Source organism: Pseudomonas sp. RtIB026, assembly GCF_016861355.2.
GTDB lineage: Bacteria > Pseudomonadota > Gammaproteobacteria > Pseudomonadales > Pseudomonadaceae > Aquipseudomonas > Aquipseudomonas peradeniyensis.
In genome coordinates this window covers 5863856-5890000 of record NZ_AP023348.2, presented here as the reverse complement: position 1 = coordinate 5890000, position 26145 = coordinate 5863856, and the positions used below count along the sequence as shown (strand labels likewise).

Annotated in this window: 16 protein-coding genes and 2 rRNA genes (1 of these 18 running past the window's edge); 12 read left to right on the top strand and 6 right to left on the bottom strand. The window is 57.2% G+C overall.

The features are described from left to right. The 3 genes from PRtIB026_RS26360 to PRtIB026_RS26350 all read left to right on the top strand — a co-directional run. Positions 1–1772 (top strand): 23S ribosomal RNA (locus PRtIB026_RS26360) (it extends 1122 nt beyond the left edge of the window). Between the two features lie 136 nt (positions 1773–1908). Next, positions 1909–2024: ribosomal RNA gene (gene rrf / locus PRtIB026_RS26355) — 5S ribosomal RNA — on the top strand. 241 nt (positions 2025–2265) lie between these two features. After that, on the top strand, positions 2266–3015 hold the full coding sequence (locus PRtIB026_RS26350; protein ID WP_267813307.1) for a class I SAM-dependent methyltransferase: 750 nt from the start codon (positions 2266–2268) through the stop codon (positions 3013–3015). A 50-nt stretch (positions 3016–3065) separates the two neighbouring features. On the opposite strand, the gene PRtIB026_RS26345 is transcribed toward PRtIB026_RS26350, so the two are convergent. Continuing rightward, the gene (locus tag PRtIB026_RS26345; protein ID WP_203650248.1) at positions 3066–3662 is read right to left on the bottom strand and encodes an NADPH-dependent FMN reductase; all 597 of its coding nucleotides are present in this window, start codon (positions 3660–3662) and stop codon (positions 3066–3068) included. Next, a complete protein-coding gene (locus PRtIB026_RS26340) occupies positions 3659–4510 on the bottom strand; it encodes a sterol desaturase family protein (protein ID WP_203650250.1) in 852 nt (283 codons plus the stop codon). Before PRtIB026_RS26340 ends, PRtIB026_RS26345 begins: the two co-directional genes overlap by 4 nt. A 68-nt stretch (positions 4511–4578) precedes the next feature. Here PRtIB026_RS26340 and PRtIB026_RS26335 point away from each other — a divergent pair, with 68 nt between their 5' ends. The 9 genes from PRtIB026_RS26335 to PRtIB026_RS26295 all read left to right on the top strand — a co-directional run bounded on the left by PRtIB026_RS26335 (position 4579) and on the right by PRtIB026_RS26295 (position 21754). After that, positions 4579–5538, top strand: coding sequence for an AraC family transcriptional regulator ligand-binding domain-containing protein (locus PRtIB026_RS26335; protein ID WP_203650258.1), 960 nt, complete (start codon positions 4579–4581; stop codon positions 5536–5538). A gap of 718 nt (positions 5539–6256) precedes the next feature. Beyond that, entirely contained in the window at positions 6257–8449 is a 2193-nt protein-coding gene (zorA1, locus tag PRtIB026_RS26330; protein ID WP_203650260.1) for a type I Zorya anti-phage system protein ZorA1, read from the top strand. 13 nt (positions 8450–8462) lie between these two features. Beyond that, complete coding sequence (gene zorB1, locus PRtIB026_RS26325; protein WP_012053768.1) at positions 8463–9206, top strand: type I Zorya anti-phage system protein ZorB1; 744 nt, start codon at positions 8463–8465, stop codon at positions 9204–9206. Then, on the top strand, positions 9203–10831 hold the full coding sequence (gene zorC, locus PRtIB026_RS26320) for a type I Zorya anti-phage system protein ZorC (RefSeq protein ID WP_203650262.1): 1629 nt from the start codon (positions 9203–9205) through the stop codon (positions 10829–10831). The genes zorB1 and zorC overlap by 4 nt, the downstream gene beginning before the upstream one ends. Further along, entirely contained in the window at positions 10831–14079 is a 3249-nt protein-coding gene (gene zorD, locus PRtIB026_RS26315) for a type I Zorya anti-phage system protein ZorD (protein ID WP_203650265.1), read from the top strand. The genes zorC and zorD overlap by 1 nt, the downstream gene beginning before the upstream one ends. A 396-nt stretch (positions 14080–14475) precedes the next feature. After that, complete coding sequence (locus PRtIB026_RS26310) at positions 14476–16209, top strand: type I restriction-modification system subunit M (protein WP_203650267.1); 1734 nt, start codon at positions 14476–14478, stop codon at positions 16207–16209. Further along, positions 16199–17509 carry a restriction endonuclease subunit S gene (locus tag PRtIB026_RS26305; RefSeq protein ID WP_203650269.1) on the top strand — a complete coding sequence of 437 codons (1311 nt, stop codon included), beginning with the start codon at positions 16199–16201 and terminating at the stop codon, positions 17507–17509. The genes PRtIB026_RS26310 and PRtIB026_RS26305 overlap by 11 nt, the downstream gene beginning before the upstream one ends. Position 17510: 1 nt before the next feature. Then, the gene (locus PRtIB026_RS26300; RefSeq protein ID WP_203650272.1) at positions 17511–18449 is read left to right on the top strand and encodes a COG2958 family protein; all 939 of its coding nucleotides are present in this window, start codon (positions 17511–17513) and stop codon (positions 18447–18449) included. 182 nt (positions 18450–18631) lie between these two features. After that, positions 18632–21754 (top strand): type I restriction endonuclease subunit R, encoded by a 3123-nt coding sequence (locus tag PRtIB026_RS26295; protein WP_203650281.1) that lies wholly within the window; start codon positions 18632–18634, stop codon positions 21752–21754. 810 nt (positions 21755–22564) lie between these two features. Here the strand turns inward: PRtIB026_RS26295 and PRtIB026_RS26290 are convergent. Genes PRtIB026_RS26290 through PRtIB026_RS26275 form a run of 4 tightly spaced genes read right to left on the bottom strand, consistent with a single transcriptional unit; the run spans position 22565 to position 25607 of the window. Beyond that, entirely contained in the window at positions 22565–22912 is a 348-nt protein-coding gene (locus tag PRtIB026_RS26290) for a hypothetical protein (protein ID WP_244670955.1), read from the bottom strand. Continuing rightward, entirely contained in the window at positions 22909–23889 is a 981-nt protein-coding gene (locus tag PRtIB026_RS26285) for an integrase domain-containing protein (protein ID WP_203650283.1), read from the bottom strand. Before PRtIB026_RS26285 ends, PRtIB026_RS26290 begins: the two co-directional genes overlap by 4 nt. Continuing rightward, the gene (locus PRtIB026_RS26280) at positions 23867–24226 is read right to left on the bottom strand and encodes a hypothetical protein (protein WP_203650286.1); all 360 of its coding nucleotides are present in this window, start codon (positions 24224–24226) and stop codon (positions 23867–23869) included. Before PRtIB026_RS26280 ends, PRtIB026_RS26285 begins: the two co-directional genes overlap by 23 nt. Then, positions 24210–25607 (bottom strand): YfjI family protein, encoded by a 1398-nt coding sequence (locus tag PRtIB026_RS26275; RefSeq protein WP_203650288.1) that lies wholly within the window; start codon positions 25605–25607, stop codon positions 24210–24212. The genes PRtIB026_RS26280 and PRtIB026_RS26275 overlap by 17 nt, the downstream gene beginning before the upstream one ends. Between the last annotated feature and the right edge of the window lie 538 nt (positions 25608–26145).

Sequence of the window (26145 nt, the reverse complement as noted above, 5' to 3'; positions counted from 1 at the left end):
GTAACGGGGCTCAAACCATGCACCGAAGCTACGGGTATCATCTTATGATGATGCGGTAGAGGAGCGTTCTGTAAGCCTGTGAAGGTGAGTTGAGAAGCTTGCTGGAGGTATCAGAAGTGCGAATGCTGACATGAGTAACGACAATGCGAGTGAAAAACTCGCACGCCGAAAGACCAAGGTTTCCTGCGCAACGTTAATCGACGCAGGGTTAGTCGGTCCCTAAGGCGAGGCTGAAAAGCGTAGTCGATGGAAAACAGGTTAATATTCCTGTACTTCCAGTTATTGCGATGGAGGGACGGAGAAGGCTAGGCCAGCTTGGCGTTGGTTGTCCAAGTTTAAGGTGGTAGGCTGAGATCTTAGGCAAATCCGGGATCTCAAGGCCGAGAGCTGATGACGAGTGCTCTTTAGAGCGCGAAGTGGTTGATGCCATGCTTCCAAGAAAAGCTCCTAAGCTTCAGATAACTGGGAACCGTACCCCAAACCGACACAGGTGGTTAGGTAGAGAATACCAAGGCGCTTGAGAGAACTCGGGTGAAGGAACTAGGCAAAATGGCACCGTAACTTCGGGAGAAGGTGCGCCGGTGAGGGTGAAGCACTTGCTGCGTAAGCCCACGCCGGTCGAAGATACCAGGCCGCTGCGACTGTTTATTAAAAACACAGCACTCTGCAAACACGAAAGTGGACGTATAGGGTGTGACGCCTGCCCGGTGCCGGAAGGTTAATTGATGGGGTTAGCGCAAGCGAAGCTCTTGATCGAAGCCCCGGTAAACGGCGGCCGTAACTATAACGGTCCTAAGGTAGCGAAATTCCTTGTCGGGTAAGTTCCGACCTGCACGAATGGCGTAACGATGGCGGCGCTGTCTCCACCCGAGACTCAGTGAAATTGAAATCGCTGTGAAGATGCAGTGTATCCGCGGCTAGACGGAAAGACCCCGTGAACCTTTACTATAGCTTTGCACTGGACTTTGAGCTTGCTTGTGTAGGATAGGTGGGAGGCTTTGAAGTGGGGACGCCAGTTCTCATGGAGCCATCCTTGAAATACCACCCTGGCAACCTTGAGGTTCTAACTCAGGTCCGTTATCCGGATCGAGGACAGTGTATGGTGGGTAGTTTGACTGGGGCGGTCTCCTCCCAAAGAGTAACGGAGGAGTACGAAGGTGCGCTCAGACCGGTCGGAAATCGGTCGTAGAGTATAAAGGCAAAAGCGCGCTTGACTGCGAGACACACACGTCGAGCAGGTACGAAAGTAGGTCTTAGTGATCCGGTGGTTCTGTATGGAAGGGCCATCGCTCAACGGATAAAAGGTACTCCGGGGATAACAGGCTGATACCGCCCAAGAGTTCATATCGACGGCGGTGTTTGGCACCTCGATGTCGGCTCATCACATCCTGGGGCTGAAGCCGGTCCCAAGGGTATGGCTGTTCGCCATTTAAAGTGGTACGCGAGCTGGGTTTAGAACGTCGTGAGACAGTTCGGTCCCTATCTGCCGTGGACGTTTGAGATTTGAGAGGGGCTGCTCCTAGTACGAGAGGACCGGAGTGGACGAACCTCTGGTGTTCCGGTTGTCACGCCAGTGGCATTGCCGGGTAGCTATGTTCGGAAGAGATAACCGCTGAAAGCATCTAAGCGGGAAACTTGCCTCAAGATGAGATCTCACTGGAGCCTTGAGCTCCCTGAAGGGCCGTCGAAGACTACGACGTTGATAGGTTGGGTGTGTAAGCGCTGTGAGGCGTTGAGCTAACCAATACTAATTGCCCGTGAGGCTTGACCATATAACACCCAAGCAATTTGCGCCGAGGCCAAATTGTGGTGGTGAAGACGAAAGAACCGAAAGTTCGCGACAAACCACAAATATCGCATATCCGAATTGGCTGGAGTATCCATCTGGATGTTCTGGCAACAGAATTTCTTGACGACCATAGAGCATTGGAACCACCTGATCCCATCCCGAACTCAGCAGTGAAACGATGCATCGCCGATGGTAGTGTGGGGTTTCCCCATGTGAGAGTAGGTCATCGTCAAGATTCATTTCGCAAAACCCCTATCTGCGCGAGCAGGTAGGGGTTTTGTCTTTTCTGCGTTGCAAAATAAACACAGTCTCCCCCTGTAGGAGCGGCCTCGCGCCGCGAAAGGGCCGCAACGCGGCCCCAGGATTTGTGCATCAAGCTGATATCGCCGGGTCTGCTACGCAGCCCTTTCGCGGCACAAGGCCGCTCCTACCCGACTTATACTGGCCCGACCACAAGCATTAACCTGGACCACCGAATGAAACCCTTCGACGACCTGATAGCCGAAGCCAACGCAGCCGATGTGACCGGCTGGGGCTTCGCCTGGCTGGCAGGACGCGCCTCCGAGCAGCGCCCACCTTGGGCCTATGCCCAGCTCCTTGCGCAGCGCCTGGGGGCCGTCAGCGCAGCGCTGGACCTCGACACCGGCGGCGGTGAGGTACTGGATGAGGCACCGCACTTTCCACCCCTCATGTGCGCAACTGAAGCCTGGCCCCCCAACGCCCGCAAGGCGCACGAGCGCCTGGAACAACGCGGCGTTGAAGTCGTGCAGGTCGCACCCGGTGCCGCGCTCCCATTCGCCGACGCCTCATTCGAGCTAGTCACCTCACGCCACCCTGTACAACCGGACTGGCCCGAGATTCATCGGGTCCTCCGGCCTGGCGGACATTACTTCGCCCAGCACGTGGGCCCGGCCTCGGCTTTCGAGCTGATCGAGCATTTCCTGGGTCCATTGCCACGCGAGCGGCAAATGCGCGATCCACAGGACGAAGTGGCAGCCGCGCAGGCAGCCGGGCTGACGGTGACTGACCTGCGCACAGCCCGTTGCCGCATGCTGTTCCATGACGTCGGCGCAGTCGTGTGGATTCTTCGCAAATGCGTATGGTGGGTGCCGGACTTCTCTGTGGATAAGTACCGCGCTGAACTGCTGACCCTGGATAGCCGGATGCGCCAGGGCGAGCCTTTTGTCGCGCATTCGACCCGTCATCTCATTGAAGCGAGGCGTTAAGCGGGCGCAGGCCGAGGCAGCCGCTATCGATTGATAGCGGCCATCAACCCTCACATCCCGTTGGCGAATTCTGGCTCCTGCATGTCGACGCGCTCATTCATCCCCCTGAGCGCCCTGGCATATTCGCCCAGTACCTGAAGCGCCCAGTCGGCCCGGCGACGAATGCGCAGGTCTTGCGAACTGGCACTTTCCGGCCCATTCATCACGTCCTCCACCTGGCGCACGATCAACTGCTCGGGCAGGTAGCAGATGCGGCAGTTCTTGTAGCTGGAGGCACGCAGTTCAGACAGCGGGTAGCTCCCGCCCTGGCCAGAGGACACCCCGACCAGCAGTGCCGGCTTGTGCCCCAGCTCGCGGTAGCCGGCATAGACGAACAGGTTCTTCAAAGCCGGGCAGGCCATGCCGTGCCATTCCGGGGTCAGCACCACCAGGGCATCGGCTTCACGCAGCAGGGCTGCATACTCGCCCCAGAGTCCGTGTTCATCCTTGGCTGGCCACAACGGCAGCGGCGCACGTCCCAGATCGATCACCCTCGGCCGCTCGTTCAGTTGCAATGCCTGCAGGCGTTGGGCGAGAAAGCCGGCCACCTTCGCCGACTGGCTGTCCGGCTGGCTGGAGCCGGCCACGAGTACGATATTCAGGCTCATTTGGCCAGCTCCTGATCCGATTCAGTCGACATGCTGGTCGACTTGCCACGTACCAGCGGCCAGAACAGCTCCTCCTGCCAGCTGACCGGGCGCATGCCTTCGATACCGTAATGCTGCGGGCGGCGGCGGGTGATCTTTGCCGTGCCGAACAGCACGTCCCAGAAGAACAGCAGGTTGCCGAAGTTGCCCTTGTAATGCGTTACCCCGTCATCGGCGCTAAGGCCGTGATGCGCCGAGTGGGTCGCGGGGGTGGAAATCGTCCGTTCCAGCAGCCACATCACGGGCCGCAGTGCGCGTATGCGGTAAAGCTTGTCATCCCAGGGCACGCTGCTGTGGGCGCCGAAGATGACCAGCATCTTGACGATCAGGTAGCCGAAGTACACAGGCGCCAACCCCAGGTAGATTAAGGCCCCGCTGAACCACAGCCCGGGCATCAGCAGGTAATAGAAGCTGTTGTTGCGATAAACGATACGGATGCTCATGTAGGGCGCTGAATGGTGTGCGCGGTGCAGCGAGTAGAGCAGGGGCACCTTGTGGCTGAGGCGATGCCACCAGTACTGGGTCATGTCGTCCAGCACCAGGAACAGGACGAGCCCAAGCACCCAGTGCAGGCCGGCGAGGCTGTCCTTCAGTTGCGGCGCGAAGTGTTCCAGCAGGCTGTTGCTGAGGAACGTGACCAACGGCAGGGTGACCACCATCAGCAAGGCGCTGCCGACGATCTCGATGATCGCGTCCCGGCGTTTGCCGCGGGGCTGACGGAAGCAGGCGCAGGTGATTTCAAGGAGGATGAAGCCGATCAGGATAGCGAGAATAATCGGTATCGGGCTGTTTGTTATTGTTGTGCTCATGGCATTCTCCGGTGGGTGCCGATCAAGGCGGTGCCCACCCATAAGAATTCACGAAGCCGTCAGACGATATGCGCGAAACGGACAGAATCACCCGAGAAGCGGCCAACCCATCGCCCGAGCGATTCCACCGCGGCCCGCTCGGGCGGGTTCTGGAGCGCTACCTTCAGACGCATTCGCTGAAGGCGCGCAGCAACTACAGCATGCTTGCGCTGGAGCAGCTTTGGGCCAAGGCGGCCAGCCATGATCCGGCCATCGGCTTGCACCTGTTCTCGCACTTCAGCCGCCAGGACTGGCATGTGCTGGCCCAGGGCTGCCTATACAGCGCGACGCTGGCCGAGGCCATCCGCTTTTGGGCGCGCTATGCACGGTTGGCATCGGACATGGACACCCTGGCGCTGGTCGAGGAGGGTGATTCCCTCGGGGTGGAATTGCGTATCGATGCACCAGCCAACCTGGTGCGCTATATGGTCGAGCACTACAGCGCGATGTCCCTCAGCGTGATGCGCGTGGGGATGGGCGCGGCGGTCGTGCCGCAGCGGGCGTGCTTCGCTCACCGTCGGCCAGCGTACTACCCGGAGTACCGCGAGTGGTTTGGTGAAGATATCCAGTTCGACTGTGGGTACAACCGCTTGTACTTCAATCGTGCCCAGCTGGACATGCCATTGCTGACCCAGCATGCCGGGATGATGGAGGTGGTGAGCCAGGAGCTGGAGCGTCGGTTGGCGCAGCAGTCCCAGCTTAGTGGCTGGTCGGCCCGGGTAGCTCAGGGCATTCGCCAAGGCCTCATCACGGGACGGTCGCTTACCCTGGAGGCTCAGGCGCAGGAGCTTCACCAGAGTGCACGTACCTTGCGTCGGCGGCTGGAGGATGAGGGGACCAGTTTTCGTGTGCTGCTCGACCGGGTGCGTGCGGAGCTGGAGCAGTACCTGGAGATGCAGGGGGATAGCAGAGCGCAGATTGCTGCGCAGCTTGGCTACAGTGACTTGGCGGCTTATGTTCATGCGCGCAAGCGCTGGCGATCGCTGTAGGAACTGGCCGCTGAGGCACCGAATTGCAGACACAAAAAAAGACGCCCATTGGGCGTCTTCTTTTTAGGATTTGGTGGGCCGGGGTAAGTTGAATCGACTGATTAATATATTGATTAACAGGCTTAATTTCGGTTTGCATTTTAGCCTGGAATACCAACTGGAATACTGAGAAACCTATTCCTAGCCTGCCAGCAAACAACAGTGACGACTGTAAGTCGACCTGCGCCCAAATCGCGGCCGACCAGGTCGAAGCGTCAGCCTGCTTCGACTGACCTGCGCGAGCTCCTGATCCGATCGTCGGCCCGGCTCGAACCGACGCGGCGCATCGAACTGAAGGCACAGCCCGCCATCAGCTTGCACTGCACTTATCTGAGGTTTTTCACCCCGATTAGATGTACCTAGAGGGCTACTCTCAAGCTAAGCGGGTAGATGGGAAATCGCTTTCGCTTCAGGATGCCGAATATAAGGGTTGAGCTTTCAGCTTTACGACAGTTACGGCTCAAGCTAAGGTGCTGGCATAAGGACATTATCTCCCACCATTTGTCCACGGAAGGTTCTAGGGAGCACGTGGTGCGCCCGCCCATTCCGAGTTTGTGGCCCCCGAAGCGCGCGCTTGGCAAGGTGCTGTCATTGATCCAGCTGGATTGGTCTTTGACGCATCAGTGCCGGTAATGCGGTCATGCTGAACATCAAGAATGCTTAATTGAAGGCGGAAGGTATGGATTTTTCGACGTTGTTGCACCTATGGGGTGCAGCAAGCTCTGAGCAGCTGATCGCACCCAAAATGGTTGTTGGTCTCGTTTTCATTCTTTGCGCTTGGTATTTCGTCCGTTACTTCTGTAGGTCATTCAAGCTTAGCAGCCAGCTGAAACGTTTGACTGTTAGCTTGCAGAACGTGAAAACTCTCGCTCCACCTCTTCGGCGGTCTGAGCTTGAACGTCTGTTCAGTGGCGGCAGATTGGAGCATTCCTGGCGTGAGTATGCTGAAACGCTGCATGATCAGTTCGAGCTCAAGGAGGGCGAACAGGTTCTTGTCCGATCGCGAGCCACTGCCGGTGCTACACACTTCTTCTCACCGCAAAGTGTGGTTGATACCCCGCTGGGGACCGAGTTCTATAAGCACCTACCGGGTATCTTGACCGGTATCGGGATCGTCGGAACCTTCTTCGGCCTGATGCTAGGTCTTCAGCACTTCGACCCGAGCACGCCTGAACAGGTTAACGCCAGCGTCGATAAGCTGTTGAAAGACGTGCTGTTCGCTTTCATCGGCTCCTTCATTTCAATCATGGCCTCTATCGCCGTCACGCTTACTGAAAAGTGGCGCTTGGGACACTGCTACAAGCTGCTTGAGGCATTCAATGAAACCATCGACGGGCTTTTTGACAGCGGTGTCGGCGAGGAATACCTGGCTGAGCTGGTGCGATCAAGTGCTGAAAGCTCGGTGCAAACCCGTCAGTTGAAGGACAGCCTGGTAACCGATTTGCGGGAAATGTTACAGAACCTGGTTGATACCCAGGTCCGTGAAAGCCTCAAATTGGCAGATACCTTGTCGACGACGTACCGCGACTCTGGGCAGCTGTTGGCCGACCAGGTGAGCGGTGCAATCGAGAACAGCCTCAAATCGCCGCTTGAAGCCATCGCGGGTGCCGTGCAGGCCGCCAGTGGCGATCAGTCCGGGCAGGTACAGAATCTGCTCCAGGATGTTCTGGTTGCCTTCATGAACAAGCTGGAAGGTACGTTCGGCCAGCAGTTCAATGGCCTGCACGAGTTGATGGGCCAGTCGGTTGCCGCCATGCAGTCGATGCAGCAGGGTTTCTCGACGCTGATCCAGGATATGCGTTCGGCTAGCGAGTCCTCAAATCAAAGCAGTTCGACCATGATTGCCCAGCTACTGGCCGATATGCAGGCCGGACAAAACGCCATGCAAGCGGGGATGAACGAGATGCTCGCCAATCTTCAGGCTTCGGTTGCCCGTATCGGCAACGAAGGAGAGGGGGCTGGCGCTCGAATGGCCGAGCAACTGGAGAAACTGTTCGCTCAAAGCGAGGCTCGCCAACAGGCAATGGCTGAGAATCTCCAGGCTTTTGTCGAGTCGATCAAGCAGAGTATCGGCCAAGGCCAACAGGAAACCATGGCCAAGATTGCAGGCTCGGTCGAGGTGCTGGGTGAGCAGCTTTCTGCAGTCTTCAAGCAACTGGAACAGGGCCAGCAGCAGATGGATCAATCTACCCGCGCTGCCCAGGCAGACCTGCACCAAGGTACCCGCGAACTCGTGGGCGGCCTCGACGAGCAGGTCAAGGCGTTGCTGCAGACGGTTTCCGAGCAACAGAAGTCTGCCCAGGACACCGTCAATGCATTGAGTGCCCAGACTGAGCAGCATCTGCAAAGTATGCAGCTGGGTGCGGATAAGATGCGGGCGGCGGCTGAGCGGTTTGAAACCGCCGGACAAAGCGTTGCGCGAGCCAGTGAGTCGACTGCAGGGCTGATGGGTACAGTCCAGGGCGCAGGAGCTGAGCTTGCACAGGCATCCCGTGAGCTGAATACCGTAGTCGCGGACTACCGGAACAATCGTGAAGCGCTCGCGAAAACGCTCGCTGTCATCGAAGGGGTAGTTGCCAGTGCGCAAGGGGAAGCCAGCGGGCGCAGCCAATATCTCCAGGACCTGAAGGTTCAAAGCGAGCGGATGCAGGCGCTCAACCGTGAAGTATATGAATACCTCGAAAACATCAGTGGTGTGCTGGGTAACGGCTTCAAGGAGTTCGGTGAAGGTATGGACCGGGCGTTGAGACAAACCCTGGGTAGCCTCGACACCGAGCTCGATAAAGCCGTCAAGAGCCTTGCTGGCGGTGTGGAAGGGGTCAAGGAAAGTCTCGAAGATTTCGGCGACATCATGGAACGTATCAGGCGGTAACGGAGGCTAGTCGATGTTTGGTAAGCAAATGCCTTCGGCTGCCCGTTCAAAGGACGAGGGAGAGAAGCCTTTCTGGATTTCCTTCGCTGATTTGATGACCGCTATGATGATTCTGTTTCTCGTGGTCATGGTGGCGGCTTTGAGCTCCGTGACGCAGCGGATCAACCAGGCGGAGCAGGGAGAGAAGCAGCGTAGCAAGGACATCAGTCAGATTTGTGAGCACCTGAGCCTCAAGGCGAAGACTGCCAGCAAGACCATCGTGGTGGACTGCAAGGACAACCGGATTAGCTTCGGCGATGCTGGGCGCTTTGGGCACAACCAGTATGCGCTGAGCAACGATGGCCAATCGGCACTTCAGGAGGTCGTCCCGATGATTCTGGACGCGGCCAACAGTGAAGAGGGGCGCAAGTGGTTCAAGCAGGTCGTGATCGAGGGGTCTACCGATACCGATGGTTCCTACCTTTATAACCTGCACCTGTCACTGCAGCGTTCGGAGTGGGTGATGTGCAGCCTGCTCGATAGTCGTAGCCCGCTCCAGGTCGGATTGTCGCCGGAGCATCAACAGCAGATTAGATCGATGTTTCTGGCGGGTGGTGTGTCGTTCAACAATGCAAAGGACACCAAGGAAGAAAGCCGGCGAGTGGAGTTGCGCATGCAGTTCTTTGGCTTGAAGGAGAAGGAGAGCAGTCTCAAGCCTGATGTGCCGGTGTTCACTAATACTGATGTGGAAAAATGTCAGTTGGCGATGAACCGATGACCAGTTCGATCGCGAGGCTTTCCGCCGCCATTAGCCAAAGCCTGTCAGCTCATCGCACGGTGCAGGCTCCAGAACCGTTGGAGCGATTCCCCCGTCTGGCTGCTGCGGGAGTCGATCTTTACGAGCGATTCGAGCGCGCTGAAAAGGCCTTACCGCCACCCGAAGAAAAGCGCCGTGCTGCGATAAGCAAGTTTCGCAATGTACTACCACTCAACGCCTCGGAATGGCGCTTGGTTTTCGCCGGCCTTTCCGACAAGAGTGAGCGCGTCGGGCCGATACTGGACGATGACCAGCTTTATGCCCGGGTGCACGAAGAAGTACATCAGCGTATCGAAAAGCGAAGACTGAGCCGCCGGGATTGGTTGGCGCTGTGCTTCAGCTACTTTGGCTACGACGCCGCTAAGCCTGCGCAGAATGCCAATTGGTGCCTGTTGCGCGAAGACGTTCAGCTCGGTTTCGAATGCGTCAGGGACCAGCAGAAGCGAGTGAAGGAATGGGTGCAAATCGTTCAGCAACATCAGGAGCTCTTTTCCGAGCAGGCAGGTGCCACGCTGGGTGACCAGATGTTCAAGGGCGAGATTAGCGACCTTTCGGCATTGCAGACGATTGCGCAGATCCCGGACAACAGCTGGCTGTGGCGCAGGATTTTTACCGTACTGATTTCTCGCATTTTCATGTTGGATGACGCCGAGTTTTCTCAGCGCTTGCCCGACCTGGTCGACATCGGCCGACAGCACCCGCGGTACATGAACGACATTTTGAGTGCATGCCTGTCGCGTTACCACTTGGCAGCTTATCGGGAGAAGCCGTCGTCGCTGCTCAAACAGCTGGCGCTAGACAATTGGGGTAGTCCGCAGATCCGCTCTAGACAAAACAGCTGGCTGCAGTATGTCGATAAAGATGTCTGTGCCATGGTTGTGGCGTGGTTTGCGAAGGAGGATCTAGAGCACTTCTTCAACCTGCTCAAAGGGGAGGCAGAAGTCGATCAATCTCGTCTGCATTATTGGCTGCGTTTTGCCAACCAGATGAGTTACACCCGGATTGTCATGGGTTCGGATGCCTGGCATGACAGCGGGCGAGACTTCGTCCACTTCCGAGAGAAGAACAAGGGGCGCCTCAGCCGACTGGTAGGCGGGCCCGGCCATAACAATGCCGTCATCATGCAGATCGGGAACTACTTTTTCGTGGAATTTTCCGGTACGGGTAATGCCTGCTATGTGTATCAAGCAGACAAGTCGCCTTTCAACCCAGACAAGATGCAGCTCGAATTGGCGAGCGAGCTGAAGCAGCCTAATCGTGCACTGGATCGAATGCGGCATTCACCTGCACCAAACCGCCCGGACCGCATAGAGGGTTGGCTCAGCAAATTCGATTATGCCCTTGAGCAATGGGGTATTCGTGTACAGAGTCAGGCCGCAGCGGCAGGTTCAGCCAAGCCGTTGCCTTTTGAAGACCAGGTCCGTGACGCTCTAAAGTCGGTCAAACACAAGGTCTATGATCAGCGCGAACGCGGCGGTGCATTTCAGGTCCAGCTTGATGATCATGACCCGGCCGCAGTAACTGCACTGCAGCGCCTGGGCTTCAGGCCCGTCAATAACCAGCCACTCCGATTCTGGAGACAGTAATGCTCAAGCGTTTTCTCAAAGGCATCGGCCTGCAGCCGAACTCGGCAGTAGAAAGTACTGAGCCGGTTTTTTCCATTGAAGAGCAGGGCATCTGTTATCCCTTGAGCTTGGCGGAGAGCACGGAGTCCTGGTCGCTGGCGAGTTACCTTGATCAGCTCGAAGAAGAGGAGTTTGTCTCCCAGTTGAGCGATCGCTGGCTTTTGACGTGGGATGAGCTCTACCGGCTGCTGGATGAGCCAGAGCACGAAACAAGCCTGCCACTATTGGGGGTGCCGCCGCAGACAGCCCTCATCCCTCAATTGAGCAGCCAGGGCAGCCTAGCCTCCGACGATTTCAAGGTCTCCATCAGTGGCTGGCGTGATCCGCAGTCCAATGCCAATGTGCAGGTGCAGCGAATGGGGGCCATCGTTCAACATCAGGGATCCACAGAAATGCTGGCTGAGGCGTCCTGGAAACTGACCGGTGCTGTACGACAGCTTTACCTGGCACAACAAAGTGAGCCCGGTGAAGTAACCAACCAGATCGGCTGGGCCAGCATCAGAAAGCTGGCGCGCAAGGCCGGCGCTGGTATGGATGGCTTCTTGGATAAGACCGTCGTTATCAAACCCGAGAAACTGCGGCTCAACCCACGAAAGTCGACGCTTGGCGACACACCAGTTATCGAGTTGCAACCGAGCTTTGATGGCCAGCCGGCCAACTGGCTTGAGAGCTTTGACGGTGCCAAGCAGGTTCAGGATCGGTACCGGATAACGGGTGACGATGGCTCGCTGACTCATGTTCTGATTGAGCCTGAAGTCAAATCGGTACTGGACTACGTGCGTTCGTTACCCGGGCGTCGGGTCGCTGGTGACGATGCCCTTTCATTCGTCCGTAACCCTTACAGCACACTCGGCGAAAGTGCCGCAAACGTGCTGGATGCCGAAGCCTATGAAGACGAGCTCGCTGAGGCCGGTATTTTCTTTCATCGCTTCCATCTGGAACCCAAACTGGATGAAGCGGGCCAGCGTATCGAGCAGGTAACACTGACGCTCGAGCCGATTTCTCCAACCCCGCAGGCGCCTATCGAAATTGAGTTCAAAGCGGCCCATGAATTCGCGCCGCTTGTGCATGAACTGCACCTGAAGTTGGCCGCCGGTATGCCTGCAGGCTTCTGGCAGGGCTATGAGCTGGAACTCAGCGATTTTGATTTGCGCCAGTTGGCAGGCATCAATGACCTGCTCAAGCGTTGGCAAAGCGAAGCGGCTGGAATCGAGTTTGAATCGGTCCTGGACCTTTCTCTCTACGGCGACCGTGTGACAGGCATTGGTGAGGCGGAAAGAATTACTTCGCCTTTCCTGGTCAAAGAGGCGACCGAGAACTGGTTGCCGAAAGATGTGGCAGCGCTGGGCATCGACGCAGAAATCCTGGGTCGGTGGGATCCTTCCGATCGTACTCAATTTAAAGCGTTTGGGCAGCGGCTGGATGAAGCACGCGCTGCCGGTGATGACACGGTCTGTTTGCCAGAGTCCGAAACACCACTCTCGATTGCCGCAGCAGAACAACTGTTGGATGCCTGGTCGAAGAAGATTGCACCTGTCGAGACCGGCCAAGTTGAGCAACGGGAGAAAGTTGGCCGCGCCGTACTACAAATCGGCCACAACATTGACGAGCCGACTTACGTACAGGTACGTCAAGCAGCGTTACGCGCCGCTTTGGATGCAAGGCCAGAGTTGCCTGGTTTGCTCAAGCCTGAAGTCGTTCTGCGTGACCATCAGCTGCAAGGCGTGGCGTGGTTGCAGCATTTGTTCCGCTTGTCCCCCACGGACGTGTCGGGTTGCTTGCTTGCTGATGACATGGGACTTGGGAAAACGATCCAGTTGCTCACCTTCCTGGTCTGGTACCTGGAACATTACCCAAAAGATCAGCCAACCCTGATCGTTGCTCCGGTTTCGTTGCTCGATAACTGGGAGCGAGAGCTTCACCGGTTCTTCTTTGCCGATGCACTGCCTGTGTTGAAGCTGTATGGCTCAGCCTTGAGTGCAGTGAAATTCAAGAAAGATGAAATCCCGGTGGACTTGAAAGCCAAAGGCATCAAGAACCTGCTACGCCCAGGTTGGATGGGCGATGCCCGAATCGTCCTGACGACATACGAGACACTGCGTGATCAGGAGTTTTCCCTGGCGCGTCAGCAATGGTCCATCGTTGTGTGCGACGAAGCTCAGAAGCTGAAGAACCCTGCAGCACTGGTGACTCAGGCGATCAAAGCCATCCCCGCACGGTTCCGAGTGGCGTGTACTGGTACGCCGGTCGAGAACACCCTGATTGATCTCTGGTGTCTGTTCGACTTCATTCAGCCAGGGTTCCTGGGCGGTTTGAACCAGTTCGGTCGCGATTATCAGCGCCCCATCGAAGCCGCACTGGAGCGCGATACGGATGCGTTGGAACGACTGCGTGGGCTTATTGAACCGCAGACTTTGCGGCGCACCAAACAGGACATCGCCAAGGACCTGCCGGCCAAAATCGAAGACGCAGCATGCCGTTCACTTGGCATGTATACCCTGCAGCGTAACCTGTATCTGTCCGAAATTTCCGCATACAGTCAGAAGCAGCAGATCGAAGAGCAGCTCGATCAGAAGACCTCCGGCATGCTGGGCTTGCTGTACAAGCTCAAACTGATTTGTGCCCATCCCTACAGCGTTCAGCCAGACACGAGGTTGCGCGACAACTCGCCGAAGCTTCAGTGGCTGATGCAGACGCTCGAGTCGATCAAAAGGGCCGGCAACGGCGACAAGGTCATCGTCTTTACCGAGTTGCGAGATATTCAGCGGGAACTGCAGCACGCGATTCAGCAGCATTTCGGGTTTCGGGCGACGGTCATCAATGGCGATACCAGTACCAGCAGTCAGAGCGCCACTAGCCGGCAGAGGCTGATCGATCAATTCCAGGAGCTGCCAGGTTTCGCCGTCATCATCCTGTCCACCATCGCCGTTGGATTCGGGGTGAACGTTCAGGCCGCCAACCACGTCATTCATTTCACGCGTTGCTGGAACCCGGCCAAGGAAGATCAGGCGACCGATCGGGCCTATCGGATTGGGCAGCAGAAAGATGTGTATGTGTACTACCCGACAGTTCGGGATGCGGCGATGCCGACATTTGAGGCGACGTTGGATGAGCTGCTGAGTAAGCGGCGGGCGTTGGCGCGCGATATGTTGAATGGGGCTTCGGAGCTTCAGGCTTCGGATTTTGAGGCGTTACTAGGTGCGCAGTGAGGCTGTAATCGAAAGTGCATTAATTCAGGATTTCTTGGTGGTGTTTGATGCTCAGCGACATGTCAATTATGTGTACAGGTTATTCATAGCAGCACTCGCAAATGGAGGCGCTTCAGCCAGCTGAGACATTTCTAGCGCGGTGGCGCCAGCGGAGTCTGTCTGGATTGTTTACCTGTGAGCACGTCCAGTCTTGGCGCTAACAGCTCAACGGCCTATTGTGCGCGGAAATTGGCATCGTCGGTTGCACACACTGAAGCAGTCATCGTGTCGATACCGAGGAAGTTGAACTAGCAACTATCTGCCCCGGTATCATGCAGCCATTTTCGTCCGGCCCTCTGTGGTCGGGATTTCATTTTTACCGCGCAATTCATCTGCGTCGAATGTAGGGAGCAGTCCATGTCGGATCAAAAGAGTACCGAACACTCCGCCAGCAGTCTCGCTGAACAGGCACTCAAGCAGGCCCGCACTCGCTTGGCGCCGAGCGCGGCCGGGGCCGAGCCAGAATCGGAACCGCCGAAAAAGAAGCGCGGGCGCAAGGCCGCTGTCAGCGCCACCAGCAGCACCCTGCAGGATCTGGAAAAGACCCTGTGGGCCACTGCCGACAAGCTGCGCGCCAACATGGACGCCGCCGAGTACAAGCACATCGTGCTCGGCCTGATCTTCCTCAAGTACATCTCCGACAGCTTCGCCGGCCGCCGTGACGAGTTGGAGCGCCGCTTTGCCGACGCTACGGATGATTACTATCTGAACAGCGACGATCCCGAATATCTGGCTGAGGAACTGGAAGAGCGAGACTACTACAAGGAAGTCAACGTGTTCTGGGTACCGGAAGTGGCCCGCTGGGAATCGCTGCGCGCCGCCGCCAAGCAGGTCGACATCGGCAAGCGCATCGACGAGGCGCTGGCCGCCATCGAAGCGGAAAACCCGTCGCTGAAGAACATCCTGGACAAGCGCTATGCCCGCGTCCAGCTGCCGGATGGCAAGCTCGGCGAGTTGGTCGACCTGATCTCGACCATTGGTTTCGGCGGCGACGCTAACGTCGCCCGCGACCTGCTCGGTCAGGTCTATGAATACTTTCTCGGCCAGTTCGCCAGTGCCGAAGGCAAAAAAGGCGGCCAGTTCTACACGCCCGCGAGCATCGTAAAGACCCTGGTCGCCGTGCTCAACCCGCACCACGGCAAGGTCTACGACCCCTGCTGTGGCTCCGGCGGAATGTTCGTGCAGTCGGAAAAATTCATCGAGGCCCACGGTGGCAAGCTAGGCGACGTGTCGATCTACGGCCAGGAGTCCAATCCGACCACCTGGCGCCTGGCGGCAATGAACCTGGCCATCCGCGGCATCGACTTTAACCTGGGCAAGGAGCCGGGCGACAGCTTTGTGCGCAACCAGCACAGTGACCTACGCGCCGATTTCGTCTTGGCCAACCCGCCGTTCAACGTCAGCGACTGGTGGCACGGCAGCCTAGACGGCGATCAGCGCTGGGTCTACGGCACGCCGCCGCAAGGTAACGCCAACTACGCCTGGCTGCAGCACATGCTGTTCCACCTCAAGTCCAGCGGTCGCGCCGGCATTGTCCTGGCCAACGGCTCGATGAGCTCCAACCAGAACAGTGAAGGCGAGATTCGTCGGGCCATGGTCGAGGCCGATGTTGTCGAAGTCATGGTGGCGTTGCCGGGGCAGTTGTTCTTCAACACCCAGATCCCGGCCTGCCTGTGGTTCTTGGCCAAGCAGAAAACCAAACGCCCTGGCGAGGTGCTGTTTATCGACGCGCGCAAGCTTGGCACTAGCATCAGCCGGGTGCAGATCGAGCTGCTCGACAGCGACATCGAGTGCATTGCCCAGACCGTGGCCAACTGGCGCGGGGTGCCGCTGGAGGTTGGTGGTGAGATCGCCGAATACGCCGACGTGGCCGGTTTCTGCCGCAGCGTGCCCTTGACGGAAATCGCCGAGCATGGCCATGTGCTGACGCCCGGGCGCTATGTTGGGGCCGAGGCCCTCGAGGATGACGACGAAGCCTTTGCCGAGAAGATGCAGCACCTCACAGCGCTGCTGGGCGAACAACTCGCCAAGGGCGCCGAACTCGATCAGCTGATTCGTCAGAAGCTTGGAGGGCTGGGTTATGACTTCTGAGTGGACTTTTGCTCCTTTGGAACAATGTCTGGACGCACTCATCGACTACCGAGGTAAAACACCTGAGAAAACAAGCTCAGGCATCCCGCTGATTACTGCAAAAATCATCAAGGGTGGGCGAGTGGGAAAACCTACCGAATTCATCGCTACAGCTAATTACGACTCCTGGATGCGGCGAGGAATACCGAAACCGGGCGATGTTGTACTTACGGTTGAGGCTCCGCTAGGTGAGGTCGCTCAGCTTGGCCCAGAAAAAATTGCTTTAGCCCAACGTGTGGTCACTTTGCGGGGTAAAGAAGGGGTTCTTGATAATTCATATCTTCTGTATCTACTGCAAACAGAGGAAATGCAGGAACAGTTAAAATCTCGCGCTACAGGCACAACGGTACTTGGCATTAAGCAAAGTGAGTTGCGAAAGGTGCAGCTTTCTTTGCCACCTATAAACCAGCAGAAAGTAGCAGCTCAGACGCTTAAAGCCCTCGACGACCGCATAGCTCTGCTCCGCGAAACCAACACGACCTTGCAGGCCATCGCCCAGGCGTTGTTCAAATCCTGGTTTGTCGATTTCGACCCGGTGCACGCTAAGGCGGAAGGGCTCGAGCCAGAAGGCATCGATGCGGCTACTGCTGAGCTGTTTCCGGATGGCTTTGAGGAGTCGGAGCTGGGGTTGGTGCCGAGGGGCTGGAGTTTTGGAACTTTGGCTGACCTAGCAAATTTAAATCCGGAGTCATGGACTGCCAGAAACCGCCCCGAAATTGTGGCATATATTGATTTGGCCAATGCCAAAGAGAATGTGATTGCAGAGATTACAAAATACCCGTTTGAAGATGCTCCCAGCCGAGCAAGGCGAGTTCTGCGTGACGGCGACACAATTGTAGGTACTGTCCGCCCAGGCAATCGTTCCTTTGCTTTTATCGCGAAGGCTGATGCGAATCTGACGGCTAGCACCGGATTTGCTGTTCTTAGACCTACTCATGTGGAGGGTACTGAATTTGTCTATCTTTCAGCGACCTCTGATGCCAGCATCGATTATTTGACTCATATCGCAGACGGTGGAGCTTATCCAGCTGTGCGGCCGGACGTTGTTAGCAGTCTTAAAAGCATCTTGCCAGATTCAAATGTGCTGCGAGTCTTTCATGACACTGCAGCCCCCATATTCAAGAAAATTGCCGGCAATCAGCAACAAGCCGAAGCACTTACCCAACTCCGCGATACCCTGCTGCCGCGCCTGATCTCCGGCCAGTTGCGCCTGCCAGAGGCGGAAACCACCATCGAAAATTTACTGTCGGAGGCTGTCTGATATGGCGCTGAATCTGCGTCAACGCGTCGTCGAGCGCCTGCAAAGCCTGCCGGATACCCAGCAGACCGCCCGCGAACTGGCGCAATGGATATTCGAGCAGTTTCCGGCCGAATGCGCGGTCAAGAAAGCTGGCAGTGCCAACTACATCAAGACTGACGATGATCTGGTACAGCAATTGGTGGCGGAGATCTCGGGCTCACGCCCGCGCTGGCAGGAGATGCACCCGCAACTAAAAACGACCGAAGGACGGCCGCGTCACTATTACTGGTCGGAGTTGGATGCCAACGCTGAGGTGGCGGCGGCTGAAGGGGTCGCCCTCGTAGCGTTAGACTTGCCTGAGCCCTCGCCGTTGCGTGAGCATGCGCTCTATCCACTTTTGGCGGAGTACCTGCTGACCGACGAGCAGCGTGTGTACGCCATGCGGATCAACGAAAAACGTTCGTCCAACCGTGCGGGTATCGGGGGCAACGAATGGTTGCATCCGGACCTGGTCGGTCTGGAAGACCTGACGGCCGACTGGACGTCAGATTTGCGTGACTGCGTCCGTGTGTTGGGCGATCGCCGTGCTCGATTGTGGTCATTCGAAGTCAAGTTGCTGCTCAACCGTTCCAATGCGCGCAAGAGTTTCTTCCAGGCCGTGTCCAACTCATCCTGGGCGCATTTTGGCTACCTGGTAGCCGCCACGGTTGAGGGGGACGGCACACTCAAAGAGTTGCGCATGCTCGCCGCTGCGCATGGCATTGGGGTGATTCAGCTTGACGTTCAGAGTCCCACGGAAAGCCAGATTCTGATCCCGGCTCGCGAACGCAGTGAAGTCGACTGGGACATGTGCAACCGCCTGACGTCAGAAAATGGTGACTTTGCCGAGTTTCTGGGCCGGGTACGGCGCTTCCACCAGACTGGCGAAGTAGCGGCCAGGGAGTGGGAGGCTAACGAGTGATGACGCGTTGTTGCTAGACGGATGGTGACCGAATACGCACTAGCTGGTATCGACAAACCCGTCGGTGCCGCCAAATACCAACTCTTACACGTATTGCCCGAACCCTTGGGCCGCAACCTGCCGAGCATTGTCGAGATCGGGACGGAGGTGGCTGGGGAGTGGGACACAGGAAGTGAAGTGGAATGACCGAAGACCAATTGGAACAGGAAACCCTCGGCTGGCTGGCAGAGGTGGGCTACCGCCATGTGTATGGCCCGACTATCGCCTATGACGGCGAGAACCCGGAACGTGATAATTACCGCCAAGTGCTCCTGATTGAGCGCTTGCGTAGCGCCATCGCCAAGCTCAACCCCACAGTGCCGCTTGCCGCACGGGAGGATGCCCTCAAGCAGGTACAAGAGCTGGGCCTGCCGGTTCAGCTGTCGGCCAACTGCTTGTTCCATCGCCTGTTGGTCAGTGGCGTGCCGGTGCAGTATCAAAAGGACGGTGAAACCCGTGGCGACTTCGTGCGCCTGATCGACTGGGTCGAGGTGAAGGCCAACGATTGGCTGGCCGTCAACCAGTTCAGCATCCAGGGGCCGAAACATACCCGGCGTCCGGACATCATCCTATTTGTCAACGGCCTGCCATTGGTGCTGCTGGAACTTAAGAATCCGGCGGATGTGAAGGCTGACCTCGGCAAAGCCTTTGATCAGATCCAGACCTACAAGGAGCAGATTGCGGATCTGTTCCAGTACAACGAAATCCTGGTGATTTCTGACGGTAGCGAAGCGCGGATGGGCTCCATGTCCGCCGACGCCGAGCGGTTCATGAACTGGCGCACCATTGACGGTCAGGCTCTTGATCCGTTGGGTCAGTTCAACGAACTGGAGACCCTGGTGCGCGGTGCCTTGGCCCCGCCGATGCTGCTTGATTACCTGCGCTACTTCGTACTGTTCGAGGATGACGGCCGGCTGGTGAAGAAGATTGCTGGCTACCACCAGTTTCACGCCGTGCGCGCCGCAATTGGCCAGGTAGTTTGCGCCTCGCGCCCCGGCGGCAGCCACAAAGGCGGAGTGGTCTGGCACACCCAGGGTTCAGGCAAGAGCATCACCATGACCTGCTTCGCCGCCCGGGTGATGCAGGAAGCGGCAATGGAAAATCCGACCATCGTGGTGATTACCGACCGCAATGACTTGGACGGCCAGTTGTTCGGGGTATTCTCACTGTCCCAGGATCTGCTGCGCGAACAGCCTGTCCAGGTGGAGTCTCGCGGTGACTTGCGCCGCAAACTGAACAATCGGCCGAGCGGCGGCATTGTCTTCGCCACCATCCAGAAATTCATGCCAGGTGCGGACGAAGACACCTTCCCGGTACTGTCCGATCGCCGGAACATCGTGGTCATTGCCGACGAAGCACACCGTACCCAGTATGGTTTTGGCGCCGAGCTGAAAACCTCGGAAGGGGCACAGCCCGGCGGCAGTCAGACCCGTTATCAGGTGGGCTATGCCCAGCATCTGCGCGATGCGCTGCCAAATGCTACCTTCGTGGCCTTTACCGGCACCCCGGTATCCAGCGAAGACCGCGACACCCGTTCGGTGTTCGGTGAATACATCCACGTCTACGACATGCAGCAGGCCACTGAAGACGGTGCGACCGTTGCCATCTACTACGAGTCGCGTCTGGCCAAGCTGTCCTTGAAGGAAAGTGAGCTGCCGGCGATTGACGATCAGGTCGATGAGCTGGCCGAGGATGAGGAGGACGACCAGCAGGCCAGGCTGAGAAGCCGTTGGGCCGCTCTGGAACGAGTGGTAGGTGCAGAACCACGTGTACAAAGTGTGGCCGCAGACCTGGTCAAGCATTTCGAGGAACGGAATCAGGGCATGGTGAGTGTGGGGCAGATGCCCGGCAAAGCCATGGTGGTGGCCATGAGCCGCAAGATCTGTGTGCACCTGTACAACGAGATTGTCGCCTTGCGTCCGGAGTGGCACGACGAAGACCCTGAGAAAGGCGCGATCAAGATCATCATGACCGGCAGCGCCTCGGACAAGGCCTTGCTACGGCCGCACATCTATTCTGGCCAGCTCAAGAAGCGCTTGGAAAAACGCTTCAAGGACCCCCTCGACCCGCTCAAGTTGGTGATCGTTCGTGACATGTGGCTGACCGGCTTCGACGCGCCGTGCGTTCACACCCTGTACGTGGACAAACCGATGAAGGGCCACAACCTGATGCAGGCGATCGCCCGGGTAAACCGCGTTTTCAAGGACAAGCAGGGCGGCTTGGTGGTGGATTACATCGGCATCGCCAATGAGCTGAAAGCTGCCCTCAAGGAATACACCGGCAGCAAGGGCAAGGGCCGTCCTACCGTGGATGCCCATGAGGCCTACTCGGTGCTGGAGGAGAAGCTGGACGTCCTGCGTAGCCTGCTGCATGGCTTCGACTACAGCGATTTTCTCACAGGCGGGCACAAGCTGCTGGCTGGAGCCGCCAACCATGTGTTGGGCCTGGAAGACGGCAAGAAGCGTTTTGCCGACAACGCACTGGCCATGAGCAAGGCGTTTACCCTGTGCTGCACCCTGGATGAAGCCAAGGCCGTCCGCGAGGAAGTGGCGTTCTTCCAGGCAATCAAGGTGATCCTGATCAAGCGTGAAGTCAGTCAGCAGAAAAAGACTGACGAAGAACGTGAATTGGCCATCCGCCAGATCATCGGCAATGCGGTGGTCTCCGGTGAGGTGGTGGACATCTTTGACGCGGTAGGCTTGGACAAGCCTAACATCGGCCTGCTCGATGATGCGTTTCTCGCCGAAGTGCGCAACCTGCCGGAGAAGAATCTGGCAGTGGAGCTTTTGGAGCGCTTGCTTGAAGGTGAGATCAAAAGCCGCTACAGCACCAACCTGGCCCAGGAGAAGAAATTCTCTGAGCTATTGGCCAATGTGATCAAACGCTACCAAAATCGCTCGATCGAAACCGCTCAGGTCATTGAAGAATTAATCGAAATGGCCAAGAAGTTCGCCGCCGCAAGTCAGCGTGGCGATGCCTTGGGGCTCAACGATGACGAACTGGCGTTCTACGATGCCTTGGCCAACAACGAGGCATCAGTGCGCGAGCTGGGCGATGAGGTCTTGGCCAAAATCGCCCACGAGTTGACTGCCAGTCTGCGGGCTAATGTCAGTGTCGATTGGAACAGTCGTGAAAGCGTGAGAGCCAAACTGCGCATCCTGGTGCGGCGGATTTTGCGCAAGTACAAGTACCCGCCGGATCAGGCCGAGGAAGCTGCCCAGCTGATCCTCAACCAGGCGGAAACGCTTTGCGAGGCATGGTTGTAAACTTTAGCTCGGTGGGCTTCAGTGAAGATTTTTTGCCGCAATTCTGTCGTAGCTTACGTTCCAGTTTTGGCGAAGATATACGAACTGTGCCAAAAGCGTTATAAATGTTGACAGGGCAGGACTCGATTGGATCGAGCCCTGCCCTGTCTCGACTTATTTGAAAGTCATCGTCGCAAAAGTTCCGCTACCGGTTAGCCACCTACCCCAAGGGCTATGGTCCGTGCAATGAGTTGAGCTCCTACGAACTGATTGGAAACACTGAATGCAGTAAGGCGTGTAGCATTCATCACACATTTTCCAATTATTTGCTCCTTGTTTTTCAGCCCCAGTTTTGCCGCAGCCGGCACATCGAAGAACCTTGCCTGGTCTCGTTACAGACATAGATTTTCCTTTTCCAAATAAATTGAGCTTTGCAGTAAGAATGGTAGCGATGCGCCACTCGCTCGTAAAGGCCTACTCAACTTGTGTTGCAAGTATCCAAAAGCTGGGGCGGACGAAGGTAATGGAGGCGGATTTCGAATTGATCGGCAAGATAACTATTGAGTTCTAAAGGATAACGTTATTAAAGGTTTTATCGAGAGTTCGGCAGGTCAACAAAATTTTTGGCCCGGCGGATGAATTAGCATCGCTATTATGACTGGTTGTGGCATCTTTTAGTTGGGCTGTGCATCCGATGAAACTCTCGCCCACGTTCGACGTATACCAGAAGCATTCTGGAAAATTTGTGGATTTAACGCAGGGCTCATTAGGCATTCGGTATACTGGCGGATAAGAGGGACTTCATGCATAATGCTTGACAGTCTTTAATGATCAAGATTTCTGCCCAGGCTTAACGTTTGATCTGACGACGTTTAAAACGATGTCTTTCGATTTCGCTTGTCCAAGTGCAACTGAAGACCAGTCCCTCCCCATTTGCTTTAAAATCAAGAGCACGGTCAGCCGATAGTAGTACTTCGAAGCAGGCGAGTGCAAAGCTAAATGATGGACTAGAAACCAATGCACGTGCTTGAGCTGCCAAGTCCACGGGTTGTCTCGTTGCCATCGCTGTTGGATAGCCACTTGCATGACTCGTGCTTGCCGTAGGTGGCGTTGCTGAGTGGCCTTCGAGCCAATTAATACGCCGCTCAGGAACAGCGCCATATTGAAGGGCTTGGTCACGTTCGACCTCCAATGTAGGTCGAGACCACATCGATCCGGTTATGTCCGAGCTCAAGGCTGATCTGTTGGCGCGCCTGTTGATCAAGGTCGCGGTTAATGCGATAGCAGTGACCGCCATTGACTGGTGCGGCGTGGCCCGTGAGTTGCTCATAACGCTCGCAGGCGTAAGCCGCGCGCAGTTCATGGAGCCCCTTCAGCCCGTGTTCATGCAGCATTTCGCGGGCTTGGAGCACGGTCTGATGCAGAAATGCGGCGTAGCTTTCGTCGCGGTCTAGCAAGTTGCGGCTTAGGGGCGGCGACACATCACGCGCAAATTGGAGCGCCGCGTTAACTTGTTCAGTGGCGATGATCCAACGTGGCGCAGATGCCCCTGAGCGGCCGCCTTTGGTACCGTCCTGAATATTGATGCGGCCTAAGTGCATGGCTTCGCGTTGCAGGCGTGGCAGATCCGCCAGGATAGCTTCACGCAGACGCATACCCGTTGCGCGGGCCAGTATGACAATGGCCGCTACTCGCTCGTGTTGCTGCTCGGCAAGCGTATGAAGCACTCGCTGTACTTGTTGATGGTCTTGGCCATCTGGTGCTCGAGTGCGTATGTTGGAGCGCTGCTGTCTCAGCGCCTGGCTCGGGCTGACGATTCTCACATCTTGATCACCGCGCAGCGCAGCTAGGGTGCGGTTGACGCTACTCAGGCGGTTTTGCGCGGTGGCGATGCACAGTTCGCCTTGCTGGATCTGCTGGAGTAGGTATGCGGCGTAGTCTTGCAGTGTCTGTCGATCAATCTGGCGCGCATCGTTGCAACCGGGGCCGTCCTCTGACCGGCACCAGCGCACGAAGGCTTGCCAGCGATCGCTATGCGCTTTGACGGTGGCGAAGTGTCCACCGGCGAACATATCCTCGAGTGCCTGCCGCCCGGCATAGCTCAGTTGGCGACCATAGCCAAAGTTGCGACCGTCACGCCGACCGACCAGCGCCATTGTCTTCACCATGATCGTTGGTTTGTAGGTGCAGCAGCAGGGCTTTCCAGTGAGCGCTGACGCTGTCCAATTGTCCCCAGTGTGCTGGACGGATGAGCAGGGTATTTTCGCTGCGTTGCAGCAAAGCCCCTTCTTCTTGCAACTGCTCGATAAGCCGAGTGAGGTCTGTTGACTCAGAGGTTGGAGCGGCGACAGCGGCGACACTGGCGACAACCCCCGCCGCATCTGGATTGGCACGTGGCGACAAAGTGGTGGCAGTGGCGGCAACACACCGTAACTCGGTCGGCGAGCGATGTTGCGCTCGATAGCGGCGCACGGCGTCATTGAGTCGGAACATGGCGCACCTCGAATATGTCCCCGTCATTGTCCAGCCAGTTATGGGCAACCAGCTGCAGCAATAACTCGAAGGTGTGCCGCGTGCTTTTACGGGCAAAGCGAGGGCCGTTGCGCGTGATATCGCGGAGGCGAAACGGTGGCCAGTTCTTCTTTATCAACCAGCGCAGCAGGCAATCTGCCTCTGCGCGAAGCTTATTCAGTGGTTCCTGTTCAGTCAGGCGTTGGTTTTCGGCCAGGTAGTAATCCATCAGCGTGGAGGCGCGCTGAATGTGCATGTCTTCCAATACAGTCGATTCCTCAACCACCGCCATCACACCAGCCATGCGTAGCACGTTCGCGGCGGCTTTGCTCGCTGCAGCTTGGACGTTGACCAGCTCGCCGAACTCCCCTGACTCGCATTCAATGGTGTCGTGAATGGCAATCCATGCTTCACGGGCGCGTGGGCTCAACTCTATGACCGCATGTGTGAGGCCACCGTCTGTATGCCGTGACCAAGGCTTCTGCATCAGCGCGGCAATGCGCTGTTGGTACAGGTGCACCTTTGGATCTCGGGTCAGGTCGATGGCTTTGTACAGTCGTTGTCCAACCAGACGCTCAGGCCAACTGATCAGACAGCGTCCCAGGATGCCCTGGTCTTTGATATCAGCGTCCTGCAGCAAGCGGTCTGCCAGGCGGGGTTGAAGCATCAAGTGCATGCTGAGGCGGCGATCATAGGCACGCAGACTTTCTCCAGTCATCGCGCGCGACCGATCAATCGGGCTACCGTCCCACAGCGTCGACAATTGGGTGATTGCCTTGATCATGTTGTCCTTGCTCATTGTGCTGCCGCCCAAAAACTGGCCGCCTTCATCGCTGAACAGTCCCATGCTCGGCAAACCATGGCACAGGCTTTTGACCAGGCCCTCAATGGTTGGCTCAGCAGTGAGCAGTCTTGGTTGGACAGGCTCAGGTTGGGCGTCCAGCGCTAGCTGTGCTGACTTTTTCGAGGTCGGTGACTTCGCGGTGAGGCTCATTGCAGCTCGGTGCGCCTTGAGCTGTTCGCCATAGGCGATCCACTGCTGTCTTTCCCAGTCGCGTACGGTCTGCAGCGCAATATGGTCCACCGCGCTTTTGCGATCACCCGAGCAAGCCACTGTCAGCAAGTACAGTGACAACGGATAAAATCGGCCGTCGAGGTGAACATTGGCGTGCGCCTGGCTCGCCAAAGCTGCCGTGGCCAGGACAGATTGCGCGGCCATGGCGCAGGGCACGCCGATCACATCGGCCATGCGCTCTACGGCCGGCCGCAAAAGATCGCCCAGCGCCGCGACCGGGTAGGGTAGGGGCGTACTCTGCTGTTCCAACAAGGGGCGTGGTGGCCCTTGTACTTCGCGCAATTGCATAGCCTTCCTCCATAAATTACCGATCTATCCCTCACGTCATCCCGCCAAGAATGCTGAGTGTTATCAGGGATCAAGGCCCCTGCGACCTGTGAGGGTGTCCACTGACGCGGGACTGGCGGCTCCTTACGACCAGGAGCAAGGGCATCTCATGATCTGGCCTCCTGAGCACCGTTACCGGTGGGCGGGTGGAGGCTGCACTGGCTGACGAGACCAGCGCCGCGAGATCCTGAGCCACAAGCAAGCAGCAATGCGATGACCGGGGCATGCCTGACTGTCAGTCAGGTGCAGTCCATTCCTTGGGCTGCGGCACCATCATCTACAGCGCTGTTGCTGGTGACATCGGCGTTTGTCACGCCGATTGTCACGAGGGGGATTGCCGCAAAGCCATGTGCGATCAGGGCTGCAGCAGTGTCAGGAGCGCCCGTCTCTTTTCTGGAAAAAGAGACGGGCGCAAGTTGGCGCAAGAATCGGCCAAGCGATTAGGTTGCTGCAGGACAGCGCAGTACGGTGTAGCTGGCGCACGAGGGCCATGAGGTTA

What these genes read in the sequence shown, in the direction of transcription:
- zorD (WP_203650265.1), top strand. Translation starts at nt 10,831, where the DNA reads ATGCTCAAGCGTTTTCTCAAAGGCATCGGCCTGCAGCCGAACTCGGCA.
- zorB1 (WP_012053768.1), top strand. Translation starts at nt 8,463, where the DNA reads ATGTTTGGTAAGCAAATGCCTTCGGCTGCCCGTTCAAAGGACGAGGGA.
- zorC (WP_203650262.1), top strand. Translation starts at nt 9,203, where the DNA reads ATGACCAGTTCGATCGCGAGGCTTTCCGCCGCCATTAGCCAAAGCCTG.
- PRtIB026_RS26345 (WP_203650248.1), bottom strand. Translation starts at nt 3,662, where the DNA reads ATGAGCCTGAATATCGTACTCGTGGCCGGCTCCAGCCAGCCGGACAGC.
- PRtIB026_RS26275 (WP_203650288.1), bottom strand. Translation starts at nt 25,607, where the DNA reads ATGCAATTGCGCGAAGTACAAGGGCCACCACGCCCCTTGTTGGAACAG.
- PRtIB026_RS26350 (WP_267813307.1), top strand. Translation starts at nt 2,266, where the DNA reads ATGAAACCCTTCGACGACCTGATAGCCGAAGCCAACGCAGCCGATGTG.
- PRtIB026_RS26300 (WP_203650272.1), top strand. Translation starts at nt 17,511, where the DNA reads ATGGCGCTGAATCTGCGTCAACGCGTCGTCGAGCGCCTGCAAAGCCTG.
- PRtIB026_RS26305 (WP_203650269.1), top strand. Translation starts at nt 16,199, where the DNA reads ATGACTTCTGAGTGGACTTTTGCTCCTTTGGAACAATGTCTGGACGCA.
- PRtIB026_RS26335 (WP_203650258.1), top strand. Translation starts at nt 4,579, where the DNA reads ATGCGCGAAACGGACAGAATCACCCGAGAAGCGGCCAACCCATCGCCC.
- PRtIB026_RS26310 (WP_203650267.1), top strand. Translation starts at nt 14,476, where the DNA reads ATGTCGGATCAAAAGAGTACCGAACACTCCGCCAGCAGTCTCGCTGAA.
- PRtIB026_RS26280 (WP_203650286.1), bottom strand. Translation starts at nt 24,226, where the DNA reads ATGTTCCGACTCAATGACGCCGTGCGCCGCTATCGAGCGCAACATCGC.
- PRtIB026_RS26340 (WP_203650250.1), bottom strand. Translation starts at nt 4,510, where the DNA reads ATGAGCACAACAATAACAAACAGCCCGATACCGATTATTCTCGCTATC.
- zorA1 (WP_203650260.1), top strand. Translation starts at nt 6,257, where the DNA reads ATGGATTTTTCGACGTTGTTGCACCTATGGGGTGCAGCAAGCTCTGAG.
- PRtIB026_RS26285 (WP_203650283.1), bottom strand. Translation starts at nt 23,889, where the DNA reads ATGGCGCTGGTCGGTCGGCGTGACGGTCGCAACTTTGGCTATGGTCGC.
- PRtIB026_RS26295 (WP_203650281.1), top strand. Translation starts at nt 18,632, where the DNA reads ATGACCGAAGACCAATTGGAACAGGAAACCCTCGGCTGGCTGGCAGAG.